This is a genomic window from Paenibacillus sp. FSL L8-0663, from assembly GCF_038008125.1.
GTDB classification, from domain to species: Bacteria; Bacillota; Bacilli; order Paenibacillales; family Paenibacillaceae; genus Paenibacillus; species Paenibacillus polymyxa_D.
This window is the reverse complement of record NZ_JBBOYM010000001.1, coordinates 15001-32398: the sequence shown is the minus strand read 5'-3', so window position 1 is coordinate 32398 and position 17398 is coordinate 15001. Positions and strand designations below refer to the sequence as shown.

17 protein-coding genes, 2 rRNA genes and 1 riboswitch (1 of these 20 cut by a window edge) are annotated in these 17398 nt (G+C 46.1%); of the genes, 2 read left to right on the top strand and 17 right to left on the bottom strand.

Features of this window, described 5'->3' with window-relative positions; translation table 11 throughout:
• Positions 1 to 4 precede the first annotated feature (4 nt).
• The 4 genes from rnmV to MKY75_RS00130 form a co-directional block, all read right to left on the bottom strand.
• Positions 5 to 550 (bottom strand): ribonuclease M5, encoded by a 546-nt coding sequence (gene rnmV, locus MKY75_RS00145; RefSeq protein ID WP_013308117.1) that lies wholly within the window; start codon positions 548 to 550, stop codon positions 5 to 7.
• 145 nt (positions 551 to 695) lie between these two features.
• Positions 696 to 1844 (bottom strand): 3D domain-containing protein, encoded by a 1149-nt coding sequence (locus MKY75_RS00140; RefSeq protein ID WP_023986430.1) that lies wholly within the window; start codon positions 1842 to 1844, stop codon positions 696 to 698.
• Positions 1845 to 2115: 271 nt separating this feature from the next.
• A riboswitch (cyclic di-AMP (ydaO/yuaA leader) is annotated at positions 2116 to 2398 on the bottom strand.
• A gap of 201 nt (positions 2399 to 2599) precedes the next feature.
• Positions 2600 to 3370 (bottom strand): TatD family hydrolase, encoded by a 771-nt coding sequence (locus MKY75_RS00135; RefSeq protein WP_340883943.1) that lies wholly within the window; start codon positions 3368 to 3370, stop codon positions 2600 to 2602.
• Positions 3371 to 3412: 42 nt separating this feature from the next.
• On the bottom strand, positions 3413 to 4696 hold the full coding sequence (locus MKY75_RS00130) for an HD domain-containing protein (protein WP_103049269.1): 1284 nt from the start codon (positions 4694 to 4696) through the stop codon (positions 3413 to 3415).
• Positions 4697 to 5027: 331 nt separating this feature from the next.
• Between MKY75_RS00130 and MKY75_RS00125 the strand changes: the two genes are divergently transcribed.
• Entirely contained in the window at positions 5028 to 5282 is a 255-nt protein-coding gene (locus MKY75_RS00125) for an AbrB/MazE/SpoVT family DNA-binding domain-containing protein (RefSeq protein WP_007428005.1), read from the top strand.
• Positions 5283 to 5406: 124 nt separating this feature from the next.
• Here the strand turns inward: MKY75_RS00125 and rsmI are convergent, their stop codons facing one another.
• From rsmI to MKY75_RS00075, 10 genes are all read right to left on the bottom strand, one after another.
• Entirely contained in the window at positions 5407 to 6288 is an 882-nt protein-coding gene (gene rsmI, locus MKY75_RS00120) for a 16S rRNA (cytidine(1402)-2'-O)-methyltransferase (protein WP_053324314.1), read from the bottom strand.
• Positions 6285 to 7040, bottom strand: a complete 756-nt coding sequence (locus MKY75_RS00115; protein ID WP_025722559.1) for a tRNA1(Val) (adenine(37)-N6)-methyltransferase — start codon at positions 7038 to 7040, stop codon at positions 6285 to 6287. Before MKY75_RS00115 ends, rsmI begins: the two co-directional genes overlap by 4 nt.
• A 90-nt stretch (positions 7041 to 7130) precedes the next feature.
• The gene (gene yabA / locus MKY75_RS00110; protein ID WP_340883941.1) at positions 7131 to 7505 is read right to left on the bottom strand and encodes a DNA replication initiation control protein YabA; all 375 of its coding nucleotides are present in this window, start codon (positions 7503 to 7505) and stop codon (positions 7131 to 7133) included.
• 27 nt (positions 7506 to 7532) lie between these two features.
• Positions 7533 to 8333, bottom strand: a complete 801-nt coding sequence (locus MKY75_RS00105) for a PSP1 domain-containing protein (RefSeq protein ID WP_013308110.1) — start codon at positions 8331 to 8333, stop codon at positions 7533 to 7535.
• A gap of 138 nt (positions 8334 to 8471) precedes the next feature.
• The gene (gene holB, locus MKY75_RS00100) at positions 8472 to 9467 is read right to left on the bottom strand and encodes a DNA polymerase III subunit delta' (protein WP_023986424.1); all 996 of its coding nucleotides are present in this window, start codon (positions 9465 to 9467) and stop codon (positions 8472 to 8474) included.
• Between the two features lie 161 nt (positions 9468 to 9628).
• A complete protein-coding gene (locus MKY75_RS00095; RefSeq protein ID WP_013308108.1) occupies positions 9629 to 10072 on the bottom strand; it encodes a YaaR family protein in 444 nt (147 codons plus the stop codon).
• Positions 10073 to 10269: 197 nt separating this feature from the next.
• Entirely contained in the window at positions 10270 to 10599 is a 330-nt protein-coding gene (locus MKY75_RS00090) for a cyclic-di-AMP receptor (protein ID WP_007427998.1), read from the bottom strand.
• 74 nt (positions 10600 to 10673) lie between these two features.
• Positions 10674 to 11321, bottom strand: coding sequence for a dTMP kinase (tmk, locus tag MKY75_RS00085; protein WP_013308107.1), 648 nt, complete (start codon positions 11319 to 11321; stop codon positions 10674 to 10676).
• Between the two features lie 103 nt (positions 11322 to 11424).
• On the bottom strand, positions 11425 to 13011 hold the full coding sequence (locus MKY75_RS00080; RefSeq protein WP_340883940.1) for an aminotransferase class I/II-fold pyridoxal phosphate-dependent enzyme: 1587 nt from the start codon (positions 13009 to 13011) through the stop codon (positions 11425 to 11427).
• Positions 13012 to 13155: 144 nt separating this feature from the next.
• Positions 13156 to 13341, bottom strand: coding sequence for a sigma factor G inhibitor Gin (locus MKY75_RS00075; protein WP_023986422.1), 186 nt, complete (start codon positions 13339 to 13341; stop codon positions 13156 to 13158).
• Positions 13342 to 13741: 400 nt separating this feature from the next.
• Here MKY75_RS00075 and MKY75_RS00070 point away from each other — a divergent pair, with 400 nt between their 5' ends.
• Entirely contained in the window at positions 13742 to 14269 is a 528-nt protein-coding gene (locus MKY75_RS00070) for a hypothetical protein (RefSeq protein WP_274483381.1), read from the top strand.
• A 373-nt stretch (positions 14270 to 14642) separates the two neighbouring features.
• Here the strand turns inward: MKY75_RS00070 and MKY75_RS00065 are convergent, their stop codons facing one another.
• The 3 genes from MKY75_RS00065 to MKY75_RS00055 all read right to left on the bottom strand — a co-directional run.
• Entirely contained in the window at positions 14643 to 15062 is a 420-nt protein-coding gene (locus MKY75_RS00065) for a hypothetical protein (protein ID WP_013308104.1), read from the bottom strand.
• 233 nt (positions 15063 to 15295) lie between these two features.
• Positions 15296 to 15412 (bottom strand): 5S ribosomal RNA (gene rrf / locus MKY75_RS00060).
• Between the two features lie 150 nt (positions 15413 to 15562).
• Positions 15563 to 17398: ribosomal RNA gene (locus tag MKY75_RS00055) — 23S ribosomal RNA — on the bottom strand; it runs 1089 nt beyond the window's last position.

Here is a 17398-nt window from a genome sequence, read left to right as displayed (position 1 = left end):
GACATCACAATCCTTCACTTTCAATTTGTGCCAGCGCCCCGGCAAATTCCTCGCGGCTGATCTGAAATACAGAGAGCCGTTTATGTAGCTGCTTTCCGTTACAATAACCAATACCTAGCACATTCCCTAAGGCCATACGGCGTGCAGCAGCATTGGGGTGGGTGATAAGTCCAGCATCAATCAGGTCCGCCCACTCAATCAGCGGGTCGGCGCCTTCCACTGTCGTATGGACCCGTGCAAGGGCGTGTCTGATCGCTTCTGGTGAGGCATTCTCCACGCCAATATCTCCTTTGCGCGTCGCTTCTGCCTCGGGTATAAAAGCCTGCTTGCAGCCGGGTACCTTGGAAGCGATAATCTTACGAATGCGCTCCCCTGCATGATCGGGATCGGTTAAAATGATGACCCCCCGCCGCTCCTGCGCCAATGCAATTTTACGCAGCGTCATTTTATTAATGGCTGAGCCGCCAGTTTCTATTGTATCCGCTTCAACAGCGCGGCGAATGGCCACCGTATCATCCCGGCCCTCTACCACGATCACTTCCTTGATCATTTGCATTTCCCTCCACTGCTAACAGCAAGCTATATTTATCTTTCCCTGCTTTTGAAAACAAAATAAGAAGAGGATATCCTCTTCTTAGCATGGCATAACTATGTTGTTAATACTATCGCATTGCCCTCAATATACACAACCTGTTTTAGTTGATTTCAGGCTTTACCGGTCCGATAACATATACGGTTTTACCGTGCTTACGACCAAATTGGTTGGCTCGGCTCAAACTCTCATAATACACATCGATTTTGTGGCCTTTAATCGCGCCACCGGTATCCTCCGCACGGCGGAAGCCCACCCCTTCGATATACACCCACCAACCGATTGGAATTACACTCGGATCGACCGCGATGGTGCGTCCTTCCGTGACACGTGCGCCGGATGCAGTACGTGTACCGATACCTGGCTCCTGTGAGGAATATGCCGTCATGGAGACATTTTGTAAAACTTTGCTATACTTAAAATTTACGCCTGCTTTACGGACAGCACTGCCCGAACTAACCGTTGTTGCCTTAACCGCATCATTGGGACCGACGGAAGCAGCAAGAACGACCGGTTTTTTCTTCGTTCCTACCGCAATGACCTTATCCACACGGTTTTGTGCAACTTCCTTGTTAACCAGCTGTTTGGATACCAATTTTCCATCATGATATACCTTTTGAACGTGCTGGACGACCACACCCGATTTGCCACTTTGAATGACCCGATTATCGCCTTTATAAAGACTCGGATCGGCCGTTTTGATGACCTGATAAGGCACCTGTTTTTTCTGTTCGACCTGCTGTTTCTTCACACGGACGATTTTTATGTCCATGTTAGACGAAACAGAGGCATCCAACGCAGGATAAACTTTATCCGTTGACGATAATTTATAGCCCGAGGTACGAATGGCACCTTCTACTGTATTTTCTGTTGTGTACAGCTTTTTCGTCTCATTGCCTGAAGATACTTTAACCTGATTGGCACGTTTAATGACTACGCGATCCCCATCCTGTATTGCTCCATTTAGCGGCATGGAAACTGTATCATGCGGCTGAAGTGAAATGGAATGCTCGCTCAGCAAATCTTGAAGCTTGGATTCCCGGGTTTCTACCGCAGATGCCTTGCCATCGATGACAAAAAAGACTTGTTTTTTAGATTGCGTGTACATCAGAATTGAAATCATAATCGTTAGCGCGATTAGAAAAATAGCAACCAAAGCAGCCTGGCGCACATTCTCTTGCTTCCAACGCAATACGTAAGACATGCTGGATGAGCGTGACTCATGGGTATCCTTTTTTTGGAAAATGCCCATTTCCTCCGTCCTCCTTACATAGCCCGCCGTCTGGAGTAAGACATAGTTGAGATTTGACGTGACTATAACAGATTTTCTACAAGACAAGCCCAAACTACGACTGTCCTGCACCATGTACCCGTCTTCGCGGCATGCTGTCCTCCCCTGTTTAACCACAGTATGATGACAGATTTTCTTTTATTCACAACAAAAAAAGCCAGAGAAAGAGACTAGAGAGCTCTTTCGTGGCTTCCGGCATGTGTGAATATGCGGGAAAACTCATGCACGAGATGGCTTCTCTCTTGTTACGCTTACGGGGTTAGCTGTCGGGTTCGGACGTAGAGAGTCGCCCTAGCTTGGGTCAACCGCTCATGGCGGTCGCCTTCACATTCACCCCGAAGACCCAGAAAGAAATCGAAATACGGCTCCTCCACCTGTTCAATCCCATCCGGGAAAAGAATTTAGGTCGAGCCGGCTGGCGGAAGAGACGTTCCCTTCTTGCACATACGCCGGACGTACTGTAAGCCATATCGGTTCCCCCGTTCCCTGTAAAAGGGACTCAGCGAGACTGGTTCATGAAATGACTTGTTGATGTTTACATTCAAACAACAATTCACTGAAAAGATGATATCCTGTTTCTATGCATGTTGTAAAGCAGGTTTCAAGTACATTTTTTAAAATATTCGGTTAAAATATTGTAATATTCTCGAGTTTCCTGCAACAAATTCATGATTAGCTTCGTCTATCTCTTTATTTTGATCGATTTCTTCACTTTTTCATTGAATGTCAAATCGTTCCAGGGCATTTCGGGTCGTTATTGACACTAATTCCTCCACTGTAATCCCCTTGATTTGGGCTGCAGCCTCTGCCACCAGTCTCACATGTGCAGACTCATTTCGCTTCCCACGAAACGGGTGAGGCGTCAGATAGGGAGCATCAGTTTCAATGAGCAGACGGTCCAGCGGCACCTGTGCGAGCACCTCTTTTGGCTGCTTGGCATTTTTGAACGTTATTGGACCACCGAAGGAAAGATGAAATCCCATATCCAGCACCATTTTGGCTGTCTCCCAGCTACCCGAAAAGGAATGCATGACTCCGCCAATCTCACTCGCTTTTTCCTCGCGCAAAATCTTAACAATATCTTCATGTGCATCCCGGTTATGAATAACAATAGGCATTTTGAGCTCACGAGCCAGACCAATTTGGTTTCGAAACACCCGATGCTGCACATCCTTCGGTGATGTATCCCAATAATAATCCAGACCGATCTCCCCGATGGCTACAACCTTCTTATGACTGCATAACGATGCAATCCATTCTAGATCGCCCTCCTGCATTGTAATCGCATCCTGCGGATGCCATCCAACTGCCGCATAAATAAAATCGTACGTCTCGGCCAATTTCATGGTGGATGGAATGGTCTCACGATTAAATCCGATATTGATCATCCGCGTTACTCCTGATTCGACAGCACGTGCTATAACTTCTTCACGATCTTCGTCAAATTGTGGCGCATCCAAGTGAGTATGAGTGTCGAATAATTCCAAGGCTTACATCTCCTTTTTTTACTTACATTTCTATATAGTTGTCTATTCTTTGACAAAATAATTCCTTATTTCGGCAGGAAGCCTGTCTTTTACCGCGTTCAATTTATTCTGGGGAAAATACATATGATATTTTCCTCGGTGAATACCACTTATTGAGCGCACAATTTCCGAAACTTCGGATATTTCACTCACCTCGCCCTGACGTCCAAGCAGTAAAATCTGGTTGTCCGTCGAGCCACCCTGCCGAAACACATCATAAGGAAGATCTGTTGGAAAATCAATTTCAAAATCATATTCAGGGTGCAAACCAGCCTCTTTCAAAGCTTCGCGAATACTGTCAATGGTATCTGTATCCATATTTTCAATCTCTACATATTTATACAATCTACGGTCCATAAAACGGCTGCTCAAATCACTTAAAATCTCGTCCTTTTCTCGTTTCCACTGGCTAAATACAGTCTGGATTAATGACTCGTCGAGCATCAGATACTGCTCTACTGTAAGCTCCCCTTTCAACAGATCCGGCAACGGGTCCAGCAGAAAACCAAACTCATATCCGTTTTTAAACAATTCCTTTGCTCGCTTGAAAATTTTACGTAAAAGGATTTCCGAGCTGCGTGTTACAGGATGAAAATAAATTTGCCAATACATCTGATAGCGTGACATTAAATAATCTTCTACTGCATGCATACCTGATTCCTTCACAACAATTCTCCCATTATGAGGACGCAGCAGTCGTAAAATACGATCCAAATCAATCGTGCCGTAGTTGACGCCTGTCGAGTGAGCATCCCGCAACAAATAATCCATACGATCGGCATCTAGCGGACTGGTTACCAGGTTGACAACAATCGGCTTATCATACGTTTTGGCTATAACCGCAGCCACCTTTTGTGGAAGCTTCTCGTCGACTTGCCGTAGCACGGCGTTGATCTTCGTGTCTCCCAGTACAATGCGGCATGTCCAATCCTCATGGTTCATATGAAAGGCTTCCTCAATTGAATGAGAAAATGGGCCGTGCCCCACATCATGCAATAGAGCCGCACACAGAGCAACCAGCCTTTCCTCCTTCGGCCAATCTGGGAAATCTCCACGTTCAAATTGAGAAATAATACTTCTCGTAATCTCATATACGCCCAATGAGTGTGAAAACCGGCTATGCTCCGCTCCATGAAACGTAAGATACGACGTGCCTAGCTGCCGTATGCGCCGTAAACGCTGGAACTCCGGCGTGTTGATCAACCGCCATATCACAGTATCCTGAACATGGATGTAATTATGTACCGGGTCTTTAAAAACTTTTTCTTCACTGAGTGGCTGGTGCAAGATATCAGCTCCTTTAATATTCGGAATAATGGATTAAAATACAATAAAATCCTAAATGATTCCCCTCATTCGACATCCTTTGTCGTAATATGTCGAATTATAGTTTTTCGACATTTCCAAATCGACAAACTGAATAAATCATCAATAAGATAAGGCAATACACACAAGTAAAGCTCTTTAATCTAAATACTTTTGCATAATCAGACTGTTACTACATTTTTAAGGTTGACTGTTTTGGGAATCGTTGGTATAGTAAATATCAGAAAAGAGAAAATTTTGTCGAATCATGACACTTATATTATTTTAAACGGCGAGAGGAGCCTGATTTATTATGATGAAATCCACTGGTATTGTAAGAAAAGTTGACGAGCTCGGACGTGTTGTTATTCCAATCGAATTGCGCCGTACCCTGGGAATCGGAGAGAAAGACGCTTTGGAAATTTATGTTGATGGCGAACGCATCATGCTTAAAAAATACGAGCCTGCTTGTATCTTCTGCGGCAATGCTGAGAACGTAATTTACTTCAAAGGAAAAATTGTTTGCCAAGATTGCATTTCTGAAATCCCAACACCTGTGACAAACTGAGAATTTTAGTATATAATAGACTTATCAGATATTGTTAATTCTAACCTTTTTCATATATACTCCTTGTTGCCTTCCACGGTTTGAACCCAACCGTTGGAAGGCCCTTTTTTGTTTAGGCAGATATTCATAAGAGTGCGTTGTAAACATCTCTCTTAGAGATTGAACGATCTGTGGCTGTACGCTTCATTGCATCCTTGCGTGTGAGTCCTTCTGCCTCATAATGTGCGACGTGGGACTCCAAAGATAAGGACTGCCACCATGCCTGACGTTCCTGTTCCTCTTCCTCTTCGTCTTTCCCTTCAACCACCAGACAATATTCACCAATTGGCGGATTCTCCTCTAGTTTAGCAAGGCATTGCTCCACGGTTCCCCGCACCCATTCCTCATGCAGCTTGGTCAGCTCACGCGCAAGCACTACTTTGCGTGAACCTAATGTTTCCTTCAATACCATCAATGTCTTCACGATGCGGTGAGGCGATTCATAAAAAATAATTGTGCCGTGAGATACCTGAAACGATAGCAACAGCTTCTCTAGGTCCTTTTTCTCCCGTGGTGGAAAGCCAGCGAAGGTGAACCTTTCTGTATCCAGTCCTGAGGCAATTAATGCCGATAGTGCCGCATTTGCTCCTGGGATAGGAATGACGCTAATTTCCGCTTCCAGTGCCAGTTTGACCAGATCCGAACCAGGGTCAGAAATGGCTGGTAGACCTGCATCGCTAACCAGTGCCAAATTTTTTCCTTCTATTATATAACGTATCAGTTCAGGCCCACTGGCAGCCTTATTATGTTCATGATAACTAAAGAGCATATCCGGTGTAATTTCGAAATGGGTGAGCAGTTTGCGTGTCTGCCGTGTATCTTCGGCAGCGATAATACTACATGATTTTAAGGTGTTAATTGCCCTAAAGGTCATATCATCCAGATTCCCAATGGGTGTTGCAACAAGATACAACTTTCCCCGTTCTTCTTCGCTGGTACTAAAGCTTTTTTGTACAGCTGCTTTCACACAGAATCCCCCTTGCTTACTTCTCCATAGATATCTCTTATTTCCTGAGTATAATTCCCATTTTCCTGATATACAATGAGCGGGGGCAACAAACGAACCTCCGGTTTACCGTCACGTAATGCTTCAACCAGTACCATATTGGCTTCCATATGAACTCGTGGGTGAACAAAACGTATTCGTTTGGGTTCCAAACTATGTTTACGCATCAAGGTTATAATCTCACCCAGCCGCTGCGGGCGATGAACCATAGATACCTTTCCCCCATTACGGACAAGCCGGGTGGATGCCTGAATGACTTCTTCCAGTGTGCAGTTCACTTCATGACGGGCAATTGCCTGGTGAGGATTCAGCTTGATATCGCTACCATTTAGCGGCATATAGGGGGGATTCACGGTAATCGCATCATAAACACCATGTCCCGTGATGTGAACCAGCTCACGTAGGTCCCCTTCCCGAATCTGAATTGCTGCTTCTAATCCATTCAAGCTGACACTACGTCTAGCCATATCTGCCAAACGTGGTTGAATCTCAATTCCTTCAATAGACGCTTTTGTTCGTGTCGTTAGCAACAGCGGGACAACCCCATTGCCAGTACACAGGTCCAGAATCTTCCCACGCTGCGGAATACCGGCGAAACGTGCCAGCAAGACAGCATCCATCGAGAAGCTGAATACTTCATCACTTTGGATAATACGCAAATTATGTGAAAGCAGATCATCAATTCGTTCAGACTTCTTTTCATTTTCGTACATAGTGCTCTCCCATCTTTTATAACCAAAATCGCTTTTCACTCATACTTCCTTACAAAAAAGCCGTAGGCATCTTGCTCCTACGGCTTGTTTTTATTTATTCAAAAATGACAGACAGAAGAGGCAATCGCCTTCCGTTCGCAAATGTCCGTAATACACGTTGCATATATGAAATCCTTCATGATACAGCCTCGCTAGATTGTCGTAGCCTTCGCCCACGACCTCACCCGTTTGCCCTTCATCCTTAATGACGATCGGAGGAGGAAGCTTCGGCTTGTTTGCCGTCTTTTCTTCTCCAGAGGTTTCACGTTTGAGCATCTTGCGCACCTGTTCGTTTTCAATCGTTAGTCGTTGATTTTCCTCCAGCAGTTCTTTTACTACCAGTTTCAATTCACCCAGATCGCTATGCAACTGTCCCATTTGGGTTTCCATTTCGTGAATACGCGCAAAAACATTTAATTTATCCAAGTTTCCACCCCGAAGCAACCTAATGGTTTACTTGACGACTACATCGTCCATTGGAAGTTCCTTGACCTTACTGATCTCAAACAGTTGAACATGCACCGTGCGATGACCTGCATTCACACCTACGACTTTACCTTCCCCCAAAGAGGTGATAACCATCTTACCCACCTGAGGTAGCTCTTCTCGCATGCTTTCGTAGTTATCATGTTCAAACTTGAGGCAGCACATCAATCTCCCGCACAACCCGGAAATCTTCGTCGGATTCAGCGACAAACTCTGATCCTTCGCCATCTTAATAGATACCGGCTCAAAATCCCCCAGCCATGAGGAGCAACACAGAATACGTCCACAAGGTCCGATTCCGCCAAGCATTTTAGCCTCATCCCGTACGCCAATCTGCCGTAGCTCGATCCGTGTACGAAAAATACTGGCCAAGTCCTTTACAAGCTCTCGAAAATCCACCCGACCCTCTGCCGTAAAATAAAAAATGATCTTATTACGGTCAAATGTAAATTCTACATCTACCAGCTTCATTTTAAGGCCATGGTCTTTAATTTTATTTAAACACGTGCCGAATGCATCCTTGGCCGCCAATTTATTCTCTTCTACAACAAGAGCGTCATCATCCCCAGCAATACGAATGACTTTTTTTAAGGGCAGGACAACATCCGAATCATTTACCTCTTTTTTGCCCACTACAACCTTGCCATATTCAATACCGCGCGCGGTCTCTACAATGACGCAGTTTTCTTTCTCCACTGGAAGGTCCAGCGGATCAAAATAATAAGTCTTGCCCGCCTTCTTGAAACGGACACCCACTACACTATACAAAAATTAACCCCCTTGTATGCCACTAAACCTCATTTGAAGCCGACATTGTACGAATGGCCGCAATTGAAGTCTCACTGTCGCACAAACCGGGAACCTGGCGTCGCGGATTGTGCAGAGTGGAACAAGCGCGCCTTCCTGTTAGCCGGTGATAGAACCGCTTGTATCGGACAACCCAATCAGAAGCTGCTCCACGCATAATTGCCCGTTGACGTGAAAACGGAGCTTCTTCCTGCAATTCGCGGCCAAATCCATATAAGAGACCCATTGTTCCGTGCTGCGGGTGATTGCCAATTTGGAGACGGACTCCAAATGATCTATGAAAACAATGCTTTCGTGCCTTCCGTAACGGAAATGAAGCATATCCTTAAACCACAAATGAAACAGATGAAACAGAATATCCAGGTGTTCAGAAAGTCCAGTTTTAAAAATCTTCTGTTGAGCCAGAATAATAGACGAGCTCCCCCGACTCATGGACTCCTTCACTAATTGTAACACTACGTTTCTAATTTCTGCAAACCAATTCTGCTGGAGAATTTCTCTACATGATTCCAGTCCTGAAGCAATATGAACGACCGACCGGACAAGCCCTGCCGTATAGCCTTCCCCAATTAATGCCTGCATCATCACTTCCGGCTGTAAAGCGTGGAAAGGAACCTGCTGCGTCCGTGATTGAATCGTAGGCAGCAACGCCTGTCCATTTTCAGAAATGAGTATGCCGACCACTGGAATCTGGGGCTCCTCCAGAAATTTAAGTAGGCTATTAGCAGCCTGCACTGTCATGGTATCCGCCTGCCGAATGATATATACCTTCGGATTGGAGCTTTCAGATTTGTAAGAAAAAATACGTTGAAGCCCGCGAATCTGATCAATTTTAATCGTAGCTCCATCCGGCTCTACAATATGCAAATCTGGATGATTCCCGTGCTCTACCTTGCGGCATGACAAACACTCCCCGCATGCATCATCCGTCTGTCGCTCACAAAATAAAGCCTTAGCAAAGATCTGCGCCATGTTCATCTGCCCGCTTCCCGGCGGCCCGCTAAAAACATAGGCATGGTTGACCGTATGATTCCGTAGTGCACTTTGCAGCATTTTTTTGGCTACATCCTGGCCCATTATATGTTGAAAAGACATATTTCCTCACTTTCTCCACTGAAAACAACTGTGATCCATCGGCAAACCGTTGTTCTTCCGGGCATGTACATAGTCAAAAATAATCTGCCAGCATGATCAGCAAGCAGATTATTTCCTCGTGGCAACAGCCCGTCTGTATTCGTTTATAACATAAGTCTGCATTAAAATGAGAGATTAATTAGCAATCCTCTGATCTCACCGACCCCTTGCAAAAGCTCAATCTTGCCTTGCTCGGTTTCTAGCAGCTCATCCGCCATTTTGAGCAACAGCTCATCCACTTCATCAATCAGCTTATAACGTTTGCTGCGTCCCCGGCGATCCCAGCCCTTTGTGTCCTTCATGGACACGCCTCGCCGAACGGTATCTTCCAAAAACCGTTTAACCAGCATCTTATAAGCCTTCAGCTCACGAATCGTCATTGAACGTGCAAGACGATCTCCCTGCATTTGTATTTCCTTAAAGCGCCGATTCAATTCCTCCTGCGAAGCTTGCTCCCCATTTTGCTGCATAACGTCGGAGAAGCTCTTGGGCTGAATTGGCTTTGCACTCATTTCATTTGTAGACAATGTACTTTGTAAAGGGCGATAGCCCGGATTTATTTTCATATAAACCTGCTTTCTCCCCGGATGCTTCCACTTTCCCCTTTCATGAACAGTTCAACCTAGAACTCAGGGTTTCTTCGGCTTTCCGGGGACTGCGCTGTAGCGCTGCCGTTTTAGTGGATCTGCCCTCACTCTCATCATGTGAGAAGATACAGGCAATTCCCCTATCATATCGGCAGAATAGGCCCTATTGTGTAGATTCAGAAATGCTCGAAACGGTCTACAGGCATCACGAATACCGTCGCTCCACCCACCTGGACTTCAACAGGCAACGGTAAATAGGAATCCGTCGTCCCGCTCATAGGGGTAACGGGTGTGACCAGCTGTTCACGAACCTTGCAACTGCTGCGAATGACGTTCATTAATGAGTCCACCTGATTGTCATCAACACCGATCATAAATGTCGTATTACCAGCACGCAGAAATCCTCCTGTGCTCGCCAATTTAGTAGCACGGAAATTAGCTTTCACCAGTCCGCTGGATAATCTATTACTGTCCTTATCCTGTACAATCGCAATAATCAGCTTCATCCTGTATTCCTCCTTCAAGTCATATTAGAGACAACCTTGTCCCTAGCTCAATTTTACCGTATATCCTTCGACAATTATATGCTAAAATTCTGAACAAACCGCTTTTTCAGCAAATCCTTCAATACCTGCTCCACCTGCTCTGGCGCCGGAGATGCATCAACAATTGTAATTCGCTCCGGAAATTTGCGAGCCAACTCCAAATACGCCTCTCGCACCTTATGGTGAAACGATATACTCTCCATGTCGAGGCGATCCATTTCTGCTCCTCGTGACGCATTAATTCTTGCCAATCCCAATTCGGGCTCAATATCCAGATAAAATGTGGCATCCGGCTCCCAATCATCCACCGCGAAGCGATTAATTGAAGCTACCTCTTCAATTCCGATCCCTCTTGCAAATCCTTGATAGACCAAGCTACTATCCACAAAACGATCACATAATACGATAGCTCCCTGTTCAATAGCCGGCTTTACCTTCTCCACCAAATGCTGACGCCGCGCCGCCGCGTATAAAAGTGCCTCTGTTCGAGCATCCATACTGGTATGAGCAGGGTCCAAAATGATAGAACGAATCTTTTCGGAAATTTCGATGCCACCCGGCTCCCTCGTCGTGATGACTGGATAGCCTTCCTCCTCCATAAACTTCGCCAGCCGTTGAATCATAGTTGTTTTACCGGAGCCGTCTCCCCCCTCCAGTGTGATAAAAATGCCTTTGCGATTCATGCTATTCCCTGCTTTCCTGCCTGAAAAATAAAAGTCACCCATAGGCTACGTATGCTTCTTTTATTCAGTCTTCTGTATTTGTTAAGTCTCTAGTATCTAATCTTTATTGTAAACGGAATACCCGAATTGTAAGCATACTTTCATCTGCTACCCCGTGCCACTTGGCTCCCAGCTCACGTAGACGACTCATCCGCAATGCAATCGCTTCTGTGATCGTTTCTCCTGCATATAGCAGTGGAATACCTGGAGGATACGGGATAATCATTTCAGCCGCTACCCTGCCAGCGGATTCGTCTACAGGCACGGTCTCCATCTGATCCGGGCTAATCGGTCGAAGCCCAAACGGCACCGGACTAGAGTATCCCTTCATTCTATCATTGTTCCACGTGGAAAAATCTAATTCGAATCTTTGCTGCTCTTTTTCCGTTGACCCCGGCTCACCAGCCGTCTCCTTAAATCTTATATCATTATCTATATGCACAAGAGCCTGCAACAGGTGACTCGCATCCTTAGCCGTAGAGCCTAACGTAAACAATAAAACAACATATTTTTCGTCGCTCATCTCTGGAACACATCCGTAAGTCTCCAACTCATGCTTTAACCCAAACCCATCTAATACACCCCATGTATCATACAGCACCAATTTAAAAGGGTCCTGGGTTGAATATCCGTTTATTCCCTCATCAGCCCTTTCTAGGACCTCAGAGATTCCCCTGTGAGCGTCCTTTCTCTCTAGTGCCTGCTGCTGTATAGGTTCTAGTAAGCGAAAGCGTGGGAGTTGCTCCAGGCCCTTTCTAAAAGCATCTACCGCTGCTAAGCCCACTGTAAAGGCATCTGCACCATGCGCCTCGATATACCATCTTGCCAAATCCAGCGAGGCCATTAACGGATAAGAAGGGCTAGAGCTTTGCACCATCGCCAAACGCTGACGAAGCAGTTCCCGATGGATTCTCTCTCCCTGCACATGTAACATGGCCCCCATGGTCATGGCTGGAAGCATTTTATGTGTCGACTGGACGACCACATCAGCCCCGCAGGATAGCGCAGAGGCTGGCAAACGAGGATGCAACCCATAATGGGCACCGTGTGCCTCATCTATCAATAGCGGCACATGGGCTGCATGACAGGCCTTAGCCGTTGCCGTCAGGTCATGCCCCATCCCATAGTAATTAGGTAGTGTAAGTAACACCCCTTTAGCCGAAGGATAGACCTTCAGTGCAGCTTTTATAGTATCCGTCGTTGGGGCAACTGCCAGCCCGCTTAGTGTATCTATTTCCGGATCTAGGAATACCGCATTAGCCCCTGACAGAATGAGACCGTTCAGGACAGATTTGTGTACATTTCTCTGTACCAGTAATAGATCTCCCGGCTCCGTACATACAGTTAAAATCATAGCTAAATTACCGACCGTGCTTCCTCCAATTAGCCAAAAGCTCTCTTCAGCACCAAAGCACTTTGCAGCCAGCTCTTGCCCATCACGAATCACATCTTCTGGGTGATGCAAATCATCCAGTCCAGTAATTTCTGTCGCATCAATAGACATCACTTCTTGCAACAGAGACGCAATATTTTCATGCTCATATACTTGTCCATTTTTATGACCGGGTACATGGAAAGAAGCATTGCCCTGAGTCCGGTAACGTATTAGAGCTTCCATTAATGGTGCGTGTACCGCCTTTTTCCCCATCATTCTGCAATCCTTCCAAACAAAGCTTTATATCTACCTTATTTTATCGTAAAATCAAGCGGAATCCTACTTTTACTCACAGAAAAAAAGGCCCGTATCGACAGACCTTGGAATGCCAATCCTTTAAAGACTAATTAGCAAAGGATATTATGCATTTTTCTGTACCCAGATTTGCTTTAGTTGATCAATAAAAAAATGATATTTGGCATCAGTTGCATCCGTGTGCACCATTTCAGCTTCACACGTATCACAGATAAACTCGGAAACGATAAAAATGCCTTCATGCTTGTGCTGCCCGCATATAATGCAGCGGTGGCCGCCTTGATCATGCATATCCATCCCACCTTGTTTCTTTTACTATTAGTATGGGGCACTTTCTACTATTTTAAACCTTTTCATAGCTCAGTTCGACGATATACTCTATATATATTCCTCCTGGGCCATTATGGTGTTTGTACCCCGTATGTTTAAAAAATAGCCGTCTATGCCGATATAATAAGAAAAGCTCTTATGCATGGATACCCTTTCATCGGAGCCCTTGAACACTTCATCAGTGATAGCCTTTCCAGTAATTATAGAGTAGGCTAGCTAGCACTGAATGTCGATCATTCTGTATTTCTACAAAAACGATTTAATGCTTATTTAAAGCGGCATGAGCGAAGTACCGTCCCTTTTTCCGGCTGTGGACGGGAAGCCACTTGTGATGCAGTAGATTAATGAAAGGACTGTTCGCATGACAGAGGAAACCGGAACCAAAGCTACCTACTATCAATACAAGCTCATAAAAAAAATCAGTATACCGCGTCAACTAATATGGAGTCATATCACACTGCCTGTTATTATGCTTCTCTTTCTGCTTCTTGCCTTTTCCTGGACTAGCGTGTTTTTGTTTGCTCTTGCCTTTTTCCTAACCTTATGGGTACACTTCGTAATCTCACGATCTGTCCTATACATCGGTGGCGGAACATCCTTCCGCAAACGCTGGGCATTCCACCGTAAATTACCTTGGCTAGGCTATATGACAGACCAGTACATAGGCTATAGCATCTTTCGTCGTGTGCACATACATACCCTCTGGATCGGTATCTGCTTATCAGCCGTTTTCATTCTCTGGTCTCCACCAGCCTTTACTGTATCCTTACTCTTCTGGCATCTTTGGCTTATTGCGCCGCGTCTATACATCCTCAGTCGGCTTACAGGCGAGAGAAAAGACGGCATGTTGAAGTTTACCGATGAAGATGCCTCATATTATCAACAGTAAATCTAACCACTCATTATCCGTACAGATAGAAGACTCACGTCTGAACTAACCTACAACGATCTAGACTGAAGCAATAAAAAAGGAGCAACCTCAAACGGTTACTCCTTTTTTTGTGTCTTAACAACTAAAATCGCTTTATTCTCTTATCAAGTAAACTTTTCCTCATCTTTATCCTCGATATTCATGTAGAGCATTTGATCAACATGCAAATATATAAAAGGAAGCCACTCCCTACTCTACCGGCAGTTCTAGTGCTTCCCCATATCCGATCTCTTCATTCATCATTATAGACAGCATACAATACACTATGAGTTTGCTATAAATATGATCTACAATAAGTCCTATGCTGCTTACTCGTTTGAAAACCGTGTCCCTAATTAAGATCCACACTTTTGCTCTTCACAACAGCCTTTCTGTCTTTTGGAACCAATACAGTAAAAGAACCATCATGCACAGACAGATGCACCATGTGTTTATTTTTCTGAAACACCTTCTGATTCGAGGTGGATAAATTCGGTTCCTCAGTCCAGCCCCAAGCTGCAATCTCCTCTAGATAAGGAGCAGGTAGACTATCACTTTCCTTCAACGCTGGCAGTGCATAGCGAACATAGTCCATGTCCGAATTACTGCTGGCCCGATCGGTTTTACTAGCTTCTTTGGGAACCGGAAACGTCTTCTCGTTGGCAGCACCCTCAAACGATGTCCAAGAAGGCTCCTCTTCCACGCACCCGGTAAGAATCGCGACAGCGACACTGAATAGCACCAATAGAGCAAGCCATTTATTTCGCCGCATGATCTTCCCTCCTTACCAGCCTGATTGACTATACAAAATCCTATGATGGAGTTTGCATAATTCTGCAATAATGCAGCGTGTGTGTATGGGATTCAATACCTATATTATACAGGGTTTACTCCTACATTCCGTAACAAAAATGTTACCTTCCTTTTGTAAGGATATTTCTAAAATATACGTATATGCAAAAGAGGACCATAATCTCAATGAGATCATGGTCCTCTTTACTTGTTGCTTGGCGACGTCCTACTCTCCCAGGACCCTGCGGTCCAAGTACCATCGGCGCTGGAGGGCTTAACGGTCGTGTTCGGGATGGGTACGTGTGGAACCCCTCCGCTATCGCCACCAAACATGAATTTGCTGTGCAAATTCTTCCGTACGGTTATTCGGTTCATCACTTATCGTGTGAATGAATAGCCATGCGCTTGTTGTATGTATTTCTACATACCTTCAAGGTTACACCCTGAAAACTGGATCCGAAACTTATTTGCGTTTTATTTTAGGATAAGCCCTCGACCGATTAGTATTGGTCAGCTCCATGCATTACTGCACTTCCACCCCCAACCTATCTACCTCGTCGTCTTCAAGGGGTCTTACATACTGGGAAATCTCATCTTGAGGGGGGCTTCACGCTTAGATGCTTTCAGCGCTTATCCCTTCCGTACATAGCTACCCAGCGGTGCTCCTGGCGGAACAACTGGTACACCAGCGGTACGTCCATCCCGGTCCTCTCGTACTAAGGACAGCTCCTCTCAAATTTCCTACGCCCACGACAGATAGGGACCGAACTGTCTCACGACGTTCTGAACCCAGCTCGCGTACCGCTTTAATGGGCGAACAGCCCAACCCTTGGGACCTACTTCAGCCCCAGGATGCGATGAGCCGACATCGAGGTGCCAAACCTCCCCGTCGATGTGGACTCTTGGGGGAGATAAGCCTGTTATCCCCAGGGTAGCTTTTATCCGTTGAGCGATGGCCCTTCCATGCGGTACCACCGGATCACTAAGCCCGACTTTCGTCCCTGCTCGACTTGTAGGTCTCGCAGTCAAGCTCCCTTCTGCCTTTGCACTCTTCGAATGATTTCCAACCATTCTGAGGGAACCTTGGGGCGCCTCCGTTACTCTTTAGGAGGCGACCGCCCCAGTCAAACTGCCCACCTGACACTGTCCTCGCACCGGATCACGGTACCAAGTTAGAACCTAGATACGATCAGGGTGGTATCCCAAGGATGCCTCCTCTCAAGCTGGCGCTCAAGATTCTACGGCTCCCACCTATCCTGTACAGATCGTACCCAAATTCAATATCAAGCTGCAGTAAAGCTCCATGGGGTCTTTCCGTCTTGTCGCGGGTAACCTGCATCTTCACAGGTATTAAAATTTCACCGGATCTCTCGTTGAGACAGCGCCCAAGTCGTTACGCCATTCGTGCGGGTCAGAATTTACCTGACAAGGAATTTCGCTACCTTAGGACCGTTATAGTTACGGCCGCCGTTTACTGGGGCTTCGGTTCATAGCTTCGCCCGAAGGCTTACCACTCCCCTTAACCTTCCAGCACCGGGCAGGCGTCAGCCCGTATACTTCGCCTTGCGGCTTCGCACAGACCTGTGTTTTTGCTAAACAGTCGCTTGGGCCTTTTCACTGCGGCCCCCTCGGGCTATTCACCCTACCGAGGCACCCCTTCTCCCGAAGTTACGGGGTCATTTTGCCGAGTTCCTTAACGAGAGTTCTTCCGCGCGCCTTAGAATTCTCTTCTCGCCTACCTGTGTCGGTTTGCGGTACGGGCACCTTCTCCTGGCTAGAGGCTTTTCTTGGCAGTCTGAGATCATGACCTTCGCTACTACAATTTTCGCTCCCCATCACAGCCCAGCCTTACGATGTGCGGATTTGCCTACACACCAGCCTCACTGCTTAGACGGACATCCATCAGTCCGCGTCACTACCCTACTGCGTCACCCCATCGCTCATAACGGATTACGGTGGTACAGGAATTTCGACCTGTTGTCCTTCGACTACGCCTATCGGCCTCGCCTTAGGTCCCGACTTACCCTGAGCGGACGAACCTTCCTCAGGAACCCTTAGGCTTTCGGCGGATCTGATTCTCACAGATCTTTTCGTTACTCATACCGGCATTCTCACTTGAATGCAGTCCAGCGCTCCTTACGGTACACCTTCAACCCGCATTCAACGCTCCCCTACCCCTGATGCAAGCATCAAGCCATAGCTTCGGTGGTGTGTTTAGCCCCGTTACATTTTCGGCGCAGAGTCACTCGACCAGTGAGCTATTACGCACTCTTTCAATGGTGGCTGCTTCTAAGCCAACATCCTGGTTGTCTGTGC